A 16,110-nucleotide genomic window follows, 5' to 3' on the forward strand; every position below is an offset into this window, starting at 1 on the left:
GTTTCCAGAAGTGCCAACGTATGGCGAATTTTGTGTGAAATCTACGTCAAATTACTGATTATCCTCATCCAACACTGGATCATGCTCACCGGATTGTGGGAAATACCCCAGCGCAGCCTCACCAAAGGTGTTCAAGCCATTCAGGAACAGGCTTCCCATCTTGCCGCCTGCATCGCTGAGCGACGCAGCTTGATAAAATGCCTCAAGCAACTGGCAAAACTCTTCGCTTCTTCAACCGCTTGCCGACAAAACAAACGGAGGAAAAAACCTAATAATTGGATGAGATTACAGCAAGTTAGGGAATGGAGGGCTTAAAGTTGATGCGTATAGGGTATTCTGCGGATTACCCACGTGGAAGGTTGTACCCTGCAAATGGCGTTGGCTGGACAAATACACAATCGCACGGCAGGCATAATCCGCTGGTACAAAGTTATCCTCACCCAACGGGCTATCCAGCCCTATCCCCAATTGCACGGCGGTTAATATAGAACGATAAAAATTGTCTTTGACCAAGGTAAAGCCGCCATTTGCCAGCATCCCCGCTACCCCACTGACCCGGTGAATGGTCACAGGTAAGCCCCGCTGCCCGGCAAGGCTGACGATTTTATCTGCCACCCATTTGGTTTCCACATAACCATTTTCCAGCAATTCGGGTGAACCGAGATCCGCATCCTCATACATCTCGGTCACTTCCGCCGCAAACACCGACAAGCTGGAGATAAAATGCAAAGGTTTGGTACGAATACGGCACGCCAAACGCAAGGCTTCCTGTGTGCCACCCACGTTTGCGGCTTTCAGCACCGAATACGGGTAGACATGATTCACCCACGCGCCATTGTGGTAGATCACGTCAACCTGCTGCGCCAAGGCATCAAAAGCGGCGACATTCAAACCAAAACGCGGCAAACCCAAATCCCCCAATACGGTAATCAAACGGCTGCGGTACGTTTCCTGCCACAAACCGTGTGCGGTGAGTGTCGTCTGCAAGCGCTCTAAACCTTGCGTGGTGTCACTGGCACGCACCAAACAATGTATGTCCGCTTGTGTTTGGTGCAGCAATTCGTGCAGTAAAAATGCCCCCACAAAGCCGGTTGCGCCGGTCAAGAATACCGCTTGCCAGGTTTCGCGCTCCACGTTGAAATCAGCCGTAGGCGGCACAATGTCATCGTCCAGCCTTACCTCGGCGTGGAAATCCACCGCTTTTACCGTTCCCGGCAAACCTTGACGGGCATGGTCAATGTGTTCAGCAAATGCGCTCAGCGTGGGGAAATCAAACAAGCTGCGCACCGGCAAATCCACCTGAAAAGCTTGCGCCACCTGATGCAGCAAATGCGTAATTAGCAGCGAATGCCCACCTAACTCAAAGAAATTATCCTGTACCCCGACACTAGCGACTTCCAACAACGTCTGCCAAATACCTGCCACCACCTGTTCGGTCGCAGTACGCGGGGCAACATACCCATGCCCGGTTTGCAGATCCGGCTCTGGCAAAGCACGTACATCCAGCTTGCCACTCGGTGCTAACGGCATGGCATCCAGCAATACAAATGCGGTCGGTATCATGTAATCAGGCAAATGCTGGCGGGCGAATTCACGCAATACCTGTTGCAACGCAGACGGGTCAGCCACACTGACCGTATCCGCAAAGGTTGGATGCGCAATCACTTCGGCTGCCTGCCCTGCTACTACATACGCCACCAGATAGGCATGACCGTTAGCGGCCGTTTTTGCCAACACTACCGCTTCACGCACGGCTACATGCTGCTGCAATACCGCAGTAATTTCGCCCAGCTCAATGCGGAAACCGCGAATTTTCACCTGCGCATCCATCCGCCCCAAAAATTCGATATTGCCATCGGGCAGGTAACGCGCCAGATCACCGGTTTGGTACAAACGGCTATCCGCACCCGGCTGGAACGGGTTAGCAATAAACTTTTCGGCACTCAAATCGTCACGGTGCAAATAGCCACGCGCCAGTGCCACACCACCGAGATACAATTCCCCTGGTACACCGACAGGAACGGGCTGCTGGTGACGGTCAAGAATATAGGCTTGCGTATCCGGCAACGGTCGCCCGATCAACACACTATCGGTCAGCCCACGCTGCGTATCTTGCCCCGTATACAACGTTGCGGTAATGGTGGCTTCGGTTGGGCCATAACCGCAATACACCGGCACACGCCCTTGGGTATTCTGTTGCCAGCGTTGCAAGCGGGTTTTCAGTACCTTATCACTGCCTGCAATCACCAGACGCACACTGTCCGGCACGTTGTGGGTTGCCAATTGCGCTACCCATTCATGCCAGTAAGGGGCGGGTAGGTTCAGCACACTGATGTGTTGCTGAGTAACGAACTTCACCAACTCGGCGACGGAATGGGTGCAATCCTGCGGTGCAACCACCACACAGCCACCGCGTAACCACGTCGGAAACAGCTCTTCCCCTGCCACATCGAAGCTGAAAGCCGCAAATTGCAAGACGCGATCAGCGGCACTCAGAACATAACTATCCGCCAAACCCAAGGCGCGGTTGAGCAAAGCGCGTTGCGGAATCATCACCCCTTTGGGTAGGCCGGTTGAGCCGGAGGTATAAATCACATACGCCAGATGTTCCGGGCGCACGGCGGTATACGGTTCAGGGCAATCCAGCGAAGTCGCTGCCAGCCCAAGCTGATCCAGACACAGCACTTGCAAACCACTGTATGAGGTAAAACGCGGTGCCAACGGGCTTTGCGTCAGTAATACCTTGACCTTGGCATGTTCCAGCATATAGCTGAGTCGTTCTGGCGGGTAATGGGGGTCAAGCGGCACATAGGCAGCTCCGGCTTTCAATACACCCAGTACCGCAACACTGGTTTCCAGCGAACGCTCGACACAGATGCCGATCAGGTCATCCGGCTGTACGCCCTGTTGCAGCAAACTGAATGCCAGAGCATTGGCCTGGGCATTCAGTTCCCGATAACTGAGCTGTTGCCCAGCACAGAGGACGGCGGGTGCATCCGGGGTTTGGGCAGCTTGCTGGGCAAACAATTCGTGCAAACACATATCACTCGGATAAGTACTCGCTGTAGCATTCCAGTCCACCAGCAATTGCTGTTGTTCCGCAGCCGTCAGCAAGGGCAGTTGTGCGACAGGCAAACGTGGATTAGCCACGACCCCTGCCAGTAATACCTGCCAATGCGCCGCCATGCGGGTAATGGTGTCGGCATCAAACAAGGCAGTGGCATATTCCCACGAGCCGATCAACCCTTCGGGGCTTTCCTGCAAAGAAAGGGTTAGGTCAAACGCAGACACATCGCTAGGTGCAGCTTGTAACGTAGCTTGCAAACCGGGCAGTTGCAGGCTTTCAGCACGGGTATTCTGCAACACCAGCATTACCTGAAACAGCGGTGAATGGCTGGTGGTACGTTCCGGGTGCAGGGTTTCGACCAGCACATCGAACGGCAAATCCTGATGCTGGTAAGCGTCCAGCGTGGTCTTGCGCACCTGTGCCAGCAACGCCGTAAAGCTAGGATTGCCCTCCAAGCGGGTACGCAACACCAGCGTATTGATGAAACAGCCGATCAGCCCTTCGGTTTCCAGACGGTTGCGGTTGGCAATCGGCGAACCCAGCAACACATCATCCTGTCCCGCATAACGCCCCAGCAATACCGCAAACGCTGCCTGCAACACCATAAACAGGGTGGTATCGGTTTGCATCGCCAGTGTTTTCAGCTTTGCCAGCAAATCTGGCGGTAACACCGCATCGTGTACCGCGCCCTGATTGCTTTGCAGGGGCGGGCGTGGGCGATCCGTCGGCAAATTCAATAGCGCCGGAATGTCGATAAGTTGTTGCTGCCAGTATTCGAGCGGACGGGTGTATTCCCCGCGTTGCATCGCCTGACGCTGCCAATGGGCAAAATCGGCGTACTGAATCGGTAAGGCAGGTAATTCCGCCACGCTTCCCTGCACGGCAGCTCTGTACAGGCTTGCCAGTTCCGTCACCAACACATCCAGTGACCAGCCGTCGGCAATGATGTGATGCAGGTTCAACACCAACAGGTATTCCTGCGCGGGCAGATACAACAAATGCGCCTGCAATAATGGCGCACGCTCAAGACGGAATGGCGTATCAATCAGGTTTTGCACCTGCGCTTGCGCCAGTTCGCGGCTACTGCTTGCCAACACCTGCAACGGTACATGCACGACGGGCAGGATGCTTTGCCGCAACGTGCCATCTTGCTCTACAAACACGGTGCGCAGGTTTTCATGCCGCGCCACGATCTGGTTGATACTGGTTTCCAGTGCAGCGATAACGAGTTCGCCCTGCAAACGCCAGATACAGGGGATGTTGTACACCTGTTTCTGGTCTGCCAACTGGTGCAGCAACCACAAGCGTTGCTGGGAAAACGATAGCGGCAAAGGCTGGTTGCGTGTTACCAGCGGGATGCTTGCCGCTGCTGCTGGGGCTGGGGCTTGTAACTGCTGCAAATACGCCATGATCTCGGCTTTGCGGGCAGACAATTCACCGCGCAAGGCATCGGTCAACACGCCTTTGGCGGCTTTGACACCGAGCTTGTCACCTTCCAAGCGAAACTTGATACCCAAGGCTTGGACTTCATCCAGCAATGCCTGAATCGTTTTCATAGCAATTCCAACTCCTCCTCAGTATCATCCTCATCCGCCAGCAATGACTGGTTGCGCAGCAAGTGTTCCACCTGTACCGCCAGCCCTGCGATAGTCGGGTGTTCAAACAGGTAATGGAATGGCACATCCAGCCCGAATGCCTGACTGACCCGCGAAATCACCTGCGTTGCCAACAACGAATGCCCACCCAAGGCAAAGAAACTGTCATGGACACCCACGGCTTCCAGCCCCAGCACTTCCTGCCAAATGTCGGCAAGCTGCTGTTCGGTTGGAGTAGACGGCAGAGCTTGTACACTGACATTTGTTCCCCAAGCCGGGACAGGCAATGCTTTGCGGTCGAGCTTGCCACTGGGGGTCAGCGGGAAAGCCGCCAGCACCATCACAGCGGCAGGAACCATGTAATCCGGTAGTTTTTCCTGCAAGAAATGCTGCACTTGCACTGCCAAATCTGGCGTATCCGTTGTTGGTACGCAGTAAGCCACCAGCCGTTTATCGCCCGGTTTGGCTTCATGCACCACCACCGCGCCGTCCTGCACAGCAGGATGCTGGTTCAGTACCGCTTCGATTTCACCCGGTTCAATGCGGAAACCGCGAATCTTGAGCTGGTTGTCAGCACGCCCCAAAAATTCCACATTGCCATCTTCACGCCAATACGCCAGATCGCCGGTGCGGTACAGCAAACCATCTCCAAACGGATTGGGCAGGAAACGTTCCGCTGTCAGTTCCGGGCGATTGAGATAACCCTGCGCCAGACAGTCACCCGCCACAGACAATTCCCCCGGAATGCCGCGTGGCACGGATTGCCCATGCCGACCCAGCAAATACAGGCGGGTATTGGCAATCGGTCTGCCAATCGGCGGCAATACCGGCCACTGGGATGCATCACCTTGCAATGTATACGCCGTCACCACATGCGTTTCAGTCGGGCCGTAATGGTTGTGCAGGGCGCAATCACCATTCCTAAACCAGACGTTCAAGGCATCCGTCAGGCGTAATTGCTCCCCAGCAGTAATTACATCGCGCAAGCTCGGCGGCATCCAGCCCATTGCCACGTCTGCCAGTTGCTGCAAGGCTACAAACGGCAGAAACAGGCGTTCCACTTTTGCAGTATCGACAAACCGCAGCAATGCCGCCGCATCACGCCGCAGGTTTTCGGCAATCAACACTAACGTGCCGCCGCCACACAGCGTGGTGAAAATTTCCTGAAACGACACATCAAAGCTGATCGGCGAAAATTGCAGGGTACGTGCCGCCTGCCCCAAACGGATATCCGCCTGTTGCCACAAGGTCAGGTTGACCATGGCACGATGAGGCATGGCAACCCCTTTGGGCTGCCCGGTCGAACCGGAGGTGTACAGGCAATACGCCAAATGCTGCGCTTGGGTTTGGCAAGGCAGGTTACCCACTGGTAAACCGGACAACGTTTCCCATGCGGTAAATGTTTGCAGATTCGCAGTGAGTGGCAATTGCGCCTGCAATTCGGGTGTGGTCAGCAACAAACGGGCTTGCGCATTTTCCAGCATATACTGTAAACGTTCCGCCGGGTAACTGGGGTCAAGCGGCAAACACGCCCCGCCTGCTTTGAGGATACCCAACACACTCACCACCAGTTGCGGCGAACGAGGAAAACACAAGGCTACTGGCCTATCCGGCTGTACACCCTGCTCCCGCAACCACACCGCCAACTGGTTGGCTTGGGCATTCAACTCCCGGTAACTCAAACAGGTATCCGCAAATTCCAGCGCAATGGCATCGGGGTTACGGGCTACCTGTGCCTCAAACAGTTCGTGGATGCACACATCGGCAGGGTGAGGCACGGTGGTTGAATTCAGGTTTACCAACACATCCTGCGCTTCAACAGCCGTCAGCATCGGCACAGCGCATAACAGTGTGTCTGGCTTTGCCACCATATTTGCCAGCAAGGTTTGCACATGCCCCAACAGCCGTGTGATCAGGACAGGCGCAAAGCGGGTAGCATCGTAATGTACATGCAGTTCCATCACCCCGCGCAACATTGCCACGAAACTGAGTGGATACGGCACGCGCTCTATGGCCTGCATGTCACGGATCAGCCCCAGTTGTTCCCAACGCGCATCCAGCGGGTAATTTTCATAGGCAAAAATGCTTTCAAACAGCGGCGAACCGCGTGGCACTTCACTCCAACCCTGAATATCCACCAGCGAACAATGGGCATACTGTTCCTGTTCCACCTGCTGCTGTTGCAAGGTTTGCAACCACGGCAGCAGGCGGGTATTGGCATCGACCTTGACCCGCACTGGCAAGGTATTGGTGAACATGCCCACCATGCTTTCCACCCCAGCGAGTGTCGCGGGTCGCCCGGACACAATGCCGCCAAACAGCACGTCATCGGTGTTGCTGTAACGTGCCAGCACAATTGCCCACACACCTTGCAGCAGCGTATTCAGGGTGAGGCGATGTTGTTGGGCAAACGCACGTAAGGCTGCGGTCTGTTCAGGTGATAACAACAGGTGTTGCGTCTGGTAATCGGCTTGCCCGGTCGGTGTGGGCTTGCTTGCTCCCAAAGGCGTGGTGGTAGTGAAACCTTCCAATTGCCCACGCCAGAAACGTTCCGCTTGCGCCATATCCTGTTGTTGCAACCAGTCGATGTAATCCACAAACGGGCGCGGCAAAGGCAATGATAGCGTTTGCCCTGCGGTAGCCGCCTGATAAAACGCCAACACTTCATTCAACAGGATGGGGTAACTCCACCCATCGTTGATCAGGTGATGTATTGTCCAAACAAACCGGGTGGTTTCGACATTCACCCGGATCAGGGTACAACGGAACAGCGGCGCATCATCCAGCGCGAACGGCTGCTGCAAATCGGCAACCTGCCACTGCCCCCATTCCGCCTCAAGTGCTTCATTATGCCGCCAATCCAGCACCTTCCACGGCAATTCCACATCCAGTAAGGCGACCTGCACCGGCTTATCGAGGTCTTGCCAATAAAAAGCAGACCGCAACACCGCATGACGATCCAGCACCGTCTGCCACGCTTGGTGGAAAGCGGTTTCATCCAGCATTGCCGCATCCAACGTGAGGATAAACTGGATGGTGTACGCATCACTGTCCGGCTTGCTCAGGGTTTCGATCAGCAAGCCTTGCTGCAACGGGGTCAGTTCGTAGATGTTTTCCAGATTGTCCTGCATGGTCACTTCCTTTTGTTGACCTTGATGCGGTTCAACAATTGATCTAATTGGTTTTGTTTGAGTTTGGCTTGGGCAAAGTCACTGCTGGTATAACCGCCTGCTTGCGGGTCACGGCAATGCGCCAGCACGGCTTGTAAAGCAGTCATGAAGGCACCCGCGAACGCTTCCACGGTGGCAGGTTTATGCAAGGCTGTGCTGTAGGCGCAGTCAACTTGTAACTGCCCATCCACCACCAAACAGTTGATTTCCAATGCGTAAGGGCGTTGCTGTTGCGGGCTGTGCGGCTGTGTCGCCATATCCAACATGGCGTGGCGCAGCACCGCAGTGTCGGCGGCACTGGTATCGAATTGCCCCAGATAGTTGAAACACAGCTCGGCTTGCCCTGCCAATTCGTCTGCCTTACCCAGATAGCGCAGGATGCCGTAGCCCATGCCCCGATTAGGGATAGCACGCAACTGTTCCTTGACCGCTTTGATGGCATTCGCCGTATCATTGCCTTGCAGCGTCAAGGCGACTGGGTAAATGCTGGTGAACCACCCCACCGTGCGCGACAAGTCAAACGCGGGAACGGCTACGCCACCCGCCGGAGTATCCAGCACTTCGCGCCCATGCCCTTCCAGATCAAGACGCAAACGGCTTTGCCCGGTACGTTGCTGGTAAGCCTGCAATAACGCCGTCAGCAGCAGGTCATTAACTTGGGTGTGGTATGCCTGATGGGCGTCTTGCAACAGGCTACGGGTATCGGCAACGGATAGTTGCCTGACGATATGCGCTTGCGAAGCTACTGTATTCGCCGTGATATTGGCGGGGTAATCGGCGGATAAGGTCGCAGTCGGGTTGGCACACACTTCTTGCCAATGCGCCCGTTCCGCTTGCACGTAGGGAACGGCATCCTGCACCAGCCACGCTGCCCATGTTTGAAAAGCAGTGGTTTTGGCGGGCAACTTAACGGCTTGCCCTTGCTGCAACTGGCTACAAGCGGTCTGCAAATCTTCCAGCAATACACGCCATGACACCCCATCTACCACCAGATGATGAATGCACCAGAACAGACGGGCGGGTTGCTGTGCACCCAAACGGAACAAAACCATGCGTTGCAATTCACCCGTTGCCAGATTCAGGCTGGCTTGCAGGCGACAGCATTCCTGTTCCCAACGCGCTTGCTGTTCTTCCGGCGGTAAACCTGCTAAGTCGATGACTGCCAGCGTCAGTTCACCCACTTCGGCGGTACAGCGTTGTTGCCATTGCCCGTCTTGCTGTACAAACCGGCTGCGCAAGGCATCGTGGTGTAATGTCACCTGCTGCCAAGCGTGGGTAAACGTTTCCGGGGCAAGCCCTGCGTCAACTTCGGCACGAAATGCAAGATTGTGGTGGTGTGCTTCGGCAAAATCCTGGTCGAAGAACCAGTGTTGCACAGGGGTGAGTTCTACCTTGCCACTGACCTGACCTTGGGTATTCAGGGGGGTGGTACTGGCGAGCTGTTCAACCACGCTTGCCAGTTTCGCAATGGTTTGGTACTGGAATAATTGCTTGGGTTGGAATAACAAACCTTGTTGCCGCGCCCGTGACACCACTTGCAAACTGAGGATGGAATCCCCACCCAGCCCAAAGAAATTATCGTGGATACCGACGCTCTCACGCCCCAAGACACTCGCCCAGATGTCCGCCAATTGCTGTTCGACAGGCTGGGTAGGCGCGGCATATTGGGTGTCGTTAGCCGCTTCTGCTTCGGCGGGAACAGGCAAGGCTTTGCGGTTGATTTTGCCATTGGCGGTCTGTGGCATTACCTCCAGCAGTACGCACACCGCCGGAACCATGTAGGCAGGCAAAGCGGCTTGCAGGTGTTGCATAATGTCGGCGCTACTGACATCCGCAGACGGTTTGGCAGTCCAATAAGCAACTAAACGTTTCTGCCCCGGTTGGTCTTCACGCACAATAACAGCCGCTTCATGTACGTCTGGATGTTGGTTCAACACCGTTTCGATTTCGCCCAGTTCAATACGGAAACCACGCAGTTTGACTTGATGATCGACGCGCCCGATGAATTCCAGTGTGCCATCCGGCAACCAGCGTGCCAGATCGCCCGTGCGGTACAAACGCCCTGCCCCGAATGGATGGGCAAGGAAGCGTTCGGCGGTGAGATCATCACGTTGCCAGTAGCCGCGTGCTACACCACTGCCGCCCAGATACAATTCACCCGGCACACCGATGGGCAAGGGTTGCAAGGCGGTATCCAATACATAAGCCGTCTTGCCGGGTAAGGGGCGACCAATTGGCACTTTGCCCGTGGAAATCGCTTTAGCATCAAGCTCATGGCAAGTGGCAGTAATGGTGGCTTCCGTCGGGCCATAGGCATTCAGCAGGCGAATCCCGCGCCCTATCTCACGCCACAACGCCACGGTTTCCGGCGGTACAACATCATTGCCCACAATCATCAGACGCAAACTGGCAGGCAAGGCTTGCCACTGTTGCGTTTGCCAATGCGCCAAGACCTGATGCAGATAAGTTGGGGGTAAATCACAGACCGTGACTTGCTGTGCTTGCAGGTGTGTGGTGAATTCATCCAGCGACCAATGCGGTTGGGCAATTACGACCCGCGCCCCGCTGATCAGGGCAGGCAGGATTTGCTCCAGTGCTACGTCAAAGCTCATGGACGCAAACTGCAATACCCGGTCATTTGCCCCCAAACCAAACTGTTGCTGCATGGTGCGGGTATGGCTTGCCAGTGCGCCCTGTTCCACCATCACCCCTTTGGGTTGTCCGGTCGAGCCGGAGGTATAGATGAGGTAAGCTAATTGCTCGGCGGCGCTTGCCAACGGAGGATTATCAAGCGGCTGTTGCAGCAAGGCAAACCACTGGCTATCCAGCGCAAACAGGGCAGTATCCGCAGGCAATACCTGAGGGGTGAATACCCGCTCCAGCACCGCCTGCTGGCTCAATACCAGTCTGACCTGTGCCTGCTCCAGCATGAAATGGATACGCTCGGCGGGGTATGTCGGGTCTATCGGCAAATACACCGCTCCGGCTTTGAGAATACCCAGCAACCCCACCAGCATGTCGGCGGAACGTTCCACACACAAACCCACCGGCATGTCAGCGCCAATGCCTTGGGTGCGCAGGTAATGGGCTAACTGGTTGGCACGGGTATTGAGTTCGCGGTAGGTCAGTTGTTGACCTGTAGCGGCATCTACCACCGCAACAGCGTTGGGGATTCGTTCCGTTTGTGCCGCAAACTGTTGACTGATCAAGCAATCCGCTGCATCGACCCATTCGGCATCTTGACCACTCCATTGCGCGAGTTGTTGTCGATCATCATGCGACATGATCGGTAAGTCTCGCAAAGGTATCGTTGCCTGCTCTACCACCGCTTCCAGCAAGGTCATAAAGCTGATTTGCAACCTAGCAATGTCACCCGCATTGAAGTAAGCGTGGTTGTACACAAAATCCAGTTTGACGCTCTCGTGCCCCAGAAAATCTTGTACATGCACCACCAATGGGCTTTGTTCCCAACGTGACCAAAGCAAGGTTTTTCTTGCCGGAATACCCGCAAAACTCAGGTCATAATCCAGCTTCTGAAACGAAAGGTTCACCTCAAACAATGTACCCGCATCAGGCTGGGTACTGACCAAACGCTGAATCTCACTGAGTGGAAAGCGTTGATGACGATAAACCGCTTTCAGGGTGGTATTGATGATCTGCAATAGCTCAGCAAAACTGGCGTTCATATCGCTGCGCAGCAATACCGGACTGACCCCAACAAATAAGCCTGCCGTTTGCTTGAATTTGGCATTTGCCCGATTGAGAACAGGCAACCCCACGGCAAACGTGGATTGTTGGGAGGTACGGGCAAAATAAACGTACAACACCCCTAGCAGCACCTGGAAAACCGTTGCCTGATATTGCTGAGCCACACACTCCAGGCGTTGGTAGAGGGTGCGCGACATCATGAGTTCCTGACAGGTACTAACACCTATGCCTGAAACGCTGGAATCACTAGAACGGCTTGCACCATTCCTAGCCAATAAATGATCGGGAGCAGACGGATACTGTGCCAACCAGAAATCACAGTCACGCTGGAAAGCGGGAGATTCCACATAACTGCGATCATTACGAATAAATTCGGCATAGGAGGGACTATCCAATACTGGGGCAGTACCAGCTACCAAAGCCGAGTAAATGTCTGCCAGCGAACGCGCTACCAACGCTAAACCCCAGCCATCTGTTATCAAATGGTGGTATTGGAGCAGACAGTAATAATCATCATCTGCCAACTTAAGTAGATCACAACGGAACAGTGGCGGCTGGGTCAATGCAAAGGGTTCTTCCAAACGCGCTTGCATCCAGACAACCGCCTCACTAAACGACTTTTGTGCTGATGCGAAATCCTTGAATCCCACATCCACTGCCAATAGCAGCGGTGCGAATGTCTGCAAAGGCAAGCCATCTTCATCACTTGTTTCGAGCAATACTGTCCTTAAGGCATCATGTTTTTGTACTAGCAGTTGTACCGCTTGTGCAAACAAATCAACATTGACGACACCCGGAATATGTAGATAACCACCTACATTGTAGAGCGGCATATCAGGATGCAACATCTGGTCAAACCAGATTTCACGTTGCGCTGAACTCAGAGGAAATGTCGGAGTCGTCATAAATACCCTCGGCGTTACTCATGACCGACTTGTTGATTCTGCACCGCTTTCAGACAAATCTTGCAGTAATCAATCACCATTTCTTCGGCAGCTACTTTGGCATTGGGATCTACGTCAGCTTCTGCATCGAATAGCCAATCCAATTCCACATCCATTTCTACGCAGAATTCGGCGACTTTTTCTGCCAATGCTTGCAAACCTTCGGCAGGCAAGCCCAGCAGCCATGCCTGTAATGCCTGCTCCTTTGCCATCAATGCAGAGGTTTCCACCCAAGCATGGAAGGGAGTTGCCAAGTCTTTGTGTTTGGAAGAAAAAGGCGCGGACAACTCTGTCCAAACTGCTTGCAGTTTTTCTTTAGGTTGGCTCATCGACCAAACCACCAAACCGACCAGTGATGCCAGTGCCACGACAGCAATAAGAATATGCATGGAAACGTTCCCGTATGTTAAAAATTAACCCACGCGAATTTACCATCAAACTGAAGGTCGGCTGAAGGGAATGCAACATTTCTTAACATTTCTCTGCCAGAGTACCCACCATCTTAATCATATCCAGATTATGCTCAACCACCACCACGGTATTTCCGCCATCACGCAAGTGCTGCACCACTTGCAGCAACTGGTCAACGTCGTGGAAATACAACCCCGTAGTCGGCTCATCCAGAATATAAATCGTCTTGTACGTGCCGCATATCGCCAGCACTTCGCTGATGTTCTTGCCCTTGATTTCATTCGCGGCAATGACCTCGAAACCTGCCCGTTTGAAACCGACATCCATGCCACCACCTGCACCCGAAAACAGCTTTCTTTCATGATTGATACTGCATCACAACATCCGCTTGAGAAACTCTCCCGTAAACGAACCCTCAGTTTCCGCCACCTGCTCCGGCGTACCCACCGCAATAATATGCCCGCCACGACTCCCACCTTCCGGCCCCAAATCCACCACCCAATCCGCCGTCTTGATCACATCCAGATTATGCTCAATCACTACCACAGTATTGCCGCCATCGCGCAAGCGATGCAGCACTTGCAGCAATTGGTCAACGTCGTGGAAATGCAGACCCGTGGTCGGTTCATCCAGAATGTAAATCGTCTTGCCCGTGCCGCGTTTGGACAATTCTTTCGCCAACTTAACCCGCTGCGCTTCGCCGCCCGAAAGCGTAGTCGCATTTTGCCCCAGCGTGATGTACGACAGCCCCACGTCCATCAGCGTTTGCAGTTTGGTGTGGATCGACGGCACGGCGGCGAAGAATTCACAGGCATCTTCCACCGTCATCGCCAGCACTTCGCTGATGTTCTTGCCTTTGTAGCGGATGTCGAGGGTTTCGCGGTTGTAACGCTTGCCGTCGCACACTTCGCAGGTCACGTACACATCCGGCAAAAAGTGCATCTCCACCTTGATCAAGCCATCACCGGAACACGCTTCGCAGCGTCCTCCCTTGACGTTGAACGAAAACCGCCCCGGTAAATAGCCGCGTGAACGTGCTTCTTGCGTCGCCGCAAACATATCGCGAATCGCGGTAAACACGCCCGTGTAGGTGGCGGGGTTGGAACGCGGGGTGCGCCCAATCGGGCTTTGGTCGATGTCGATGATTTTGTCGATTTGCTCCACGCCCAGCACTTCGCGCACTGGGGCAACTTCCACGCTACTGTCGTGCAGATGCCGCGCCAGAAATGGGTACAGCGTGCGGTTGATCAGCGTCGATTTGCCCGACCCCGACACGCCCGTAATGCAGGTCAGCAGCCCCAGCGGAATTTCCAGCGATACGTCATTGAGGTTATTGCCGGTCGCGCCGATCAGTTTGATGGTGCGTTCGGGGTTGAACGGGGTGCGTTGCGCGGGCATGGTGATTTTGCGCCGCCCGGACATGAATTGCCCCGTCACCGAATCCGGCGTGGCAAACACTTCTTCGGGTGTGCCTTGCGCAATAATGTAACCACCATGCACACCCGCACCGGGACCAATATCCAGCACATGATCGGCGGAACGGATCGCGTCTTCGTCATGCTCGACCACGATCACGGTATTGCCAAGGTCACGCAGGCGGAACAGCGTTTTCAGCAAGCGTTCGTTGTCGCGCTGGTGCAAACCGATGGACGGCTCATCCAGCACGTACATCACCCCGACCAGCCCCGCGCCAATCTGCGAGGCAAGGCGGATACGTTGTGCTTCGCCGCCGGAGAGCGTTTCTGCGCTACGGCTCAGGGTCAAATAATCCAGCCCGACGTTGACCAAAAATTCCAGGCGCAAGGCAATTTCGCGCAAAATCTTGTCGGCAATTTGCCCCTGCGTCCCCGGCAAATTCAGGCTGCGGAAAAACGCATGGCTTTCGCCAATCGGCAAATGCGTAATCGCAGGCAGGTTGCGCCCTGCGATGAACACGTTCCGCGCCTGTTCGTTGAGGCGGGTTCCACCGCAATCCGGGCAGGCACGGCTGGCGAGGTATTTCGCCAATTCTTCGCGCACCGCACTCGAATCGGTTTCGCGGTAACGGCGTTTGAGGTTGTTCAATACGCCTTCAAACGGGTGGGCACGCTTGTATACCTGCCCTTTCTGGCCGATGTAGGTGAATTCGATTTCCTTCAGGCCACTGCCTTGCAGGATCAGTTTTTGCACTGCTTCGGGCAAATCTTCCCACGCCTGTTCCACATCGAAGCCGTAGTAGTCGGAAAGCGAAGTCAGCATCTGGAAGTAGTAGGCATTGCGCCGATCCCAGCCGCGCACGGCCCCACCTGCGAGACTCAGGTGCGGATTTGCGACCACCCGCTGCGGGTCGAAAAACTGTTCCACGCCCAAGCCGTCGCAGGTCTGGCACGCGCCAGCGGGTGCGTTGAACGAGAACAAGCGCGGTTCGAGTTCGGTCAGCGACCAACCGCAATGCGGGCAGGCGTAGTTGGCGGAAAAAATTATGTCGTCGCCATCACCCTCCATCCACGCCACTGTTGCCAGTCCGTTGGCGAGTTTCAGCGCGGTTTCAAACGATTCGGCGAGGCGCAATTGCATGTCGTCGCGCACTTTGAAACGGTCAATCACCACTTCGATGGTGTGTTTCTTGCGCAATTCAAGCGTCGGCGGCACGTCCAGTTCGTAGACCACGCCATTCACTCGCGCCCGCAAATAGCCTTGCGCCCGCAACGAATCAAACAATTGCACATGCTCGCCCTTGCGTTCGCGCACCACCGGGGCCAGCAACATCAGCTTGCTGCCTTCGGGCAAACTCAACACCTGATCGACCATCTGGCTGACAGTTTGCACTTGTAAATCAACGTGATGCGTCGGGCAACGCGGCACACCGGCACGCGCATACAGCAGGCGCAGGTAGTCGTAAATCTCGGTGATCGTGCCGACGGTGGAACGCGGGTTGTGCGAGGTGGTTTTCTGCTCAATGGAAATCGCCGGAGAAAGCCCTTCGATATGGTCAATGTCCGGCTTTTCCATCATCGACAAAAACTGGCGGGCGTAGGCGGACAGCGACTCAACGTAACGCCGCTGCCCTTCCGCAAAAATCGTGTCGAACGCCAGCGACGACTTGCCCGAACCCGACAAGCCCGTGATCACAATCAGCTTGTCACGCGGCAGGTCAAGGTCGATGTTTTTCAGGTTATGGGTGCGTGCGCCGCGAATGCGGATGAATTTTTCCATGAGTGCAAGCTCGTGCCGAA

At 54.9% G+C, this 16,110-nt stretch carries 7 protein-coding genes; all 7 read right to left on the bottom strand.

Annotation, left to right across the window (positions count from 1 at the left end; genetic code table 11):
• Positions 1 to 51: 51 nt before the first annotated feature.
• Entirely contained in the window at positions 52 to 210 is a 159-nt protein-coding gene (locus BLV87_RS19330) for a hypothetical protein (protein WP_175517813.1), read from the bottom strand.
• A gap of 75 nt (positions 211 to 285) precedes the next feature.
• Entirely contained in the window at positions 286 to 4,623 is a 4,338-nt protein-coding gene (locus tag BLV87_RS08740; RefSeq protein ID WP_093067582.1) for a non-ribosomal peptide synthetase, read from the bottom strand.
• Positions 4,620 to 7,793, bottom strand: coding sequence for a non-ribosomal peptide synthetase (locus BLV87_RS08745; protein ID WP_093067585.1), 3,174 nt, complete (start codon positions 7,791 to 7,793; stop codon positions 4,620 to 4,622). Before BLV87_RS08745 ends, BLV87_RS08740 begins: the two co-directional genes overlap by 4 nt.
• 2 nt (positions 7,794 to 7,795) lie before the next feature.
• Positions 7,796 to 12,445 carry a non-ribosomal peptide synthetase gene (locus tag BLV87_RS08750; protein WP_093067588.1) on the bottom strand — a complete coding sequence of 1,550 codons (4,650 nt, stop codon included), beginning with the start codon at positions 12,443 to 12,445 and terminating at the stop codon, positions 7,796 to 7,798.
• Between the two features lie 14 nt (positions 12,446 to 12,459).
• Positions 12,460 to 12,873, bottom strand: a complete 414-nt coding sequence (locus BLV87_RS08755; protein ID WP_093067591.1) for a hypothetical protein — start codon at positions 12,871 to 12,873, stop codon at positions 12,460 to 12,462.
• Between the two features lie 82 nt (positions 12,874 to 12,955).
• A complete protein-coding gene (locus tag BLV87_RS08760; protein ID WP_093067593.1) occupies positions 12,956 to 13,222 on the bottom strand; it encodes a hypothetical protein in 267 nt (88 codons plus the stop codon).
• Positions 13,223 to 13,270: 48 nt separating this feature from the next.
• Positions 13,271 to 16,090 (bottom strand): excinuclease ABC subunit UvrA, encoded by a 2,820-nt coding sequence (gene uvrA / locus BLV87_RS08765; protein WP_093067596.1) that lies wholly within the window; start codon positions 16,088 to 16,090, stop codon positions 13,271 to 13,273.
• Positions 16,091 to 16,110: the final 20 nt, after the last annotated feature.

It is taken from the genome of Thiothrix caldifontis, from assembly GCF_900107695.1.
Lineage (GTDB): Bacteria > Pseudomonadota > Gammaproteobacteria > Thiotrichales > Thiotrichaceae > Thiothrix > Thiothrix caldifontis.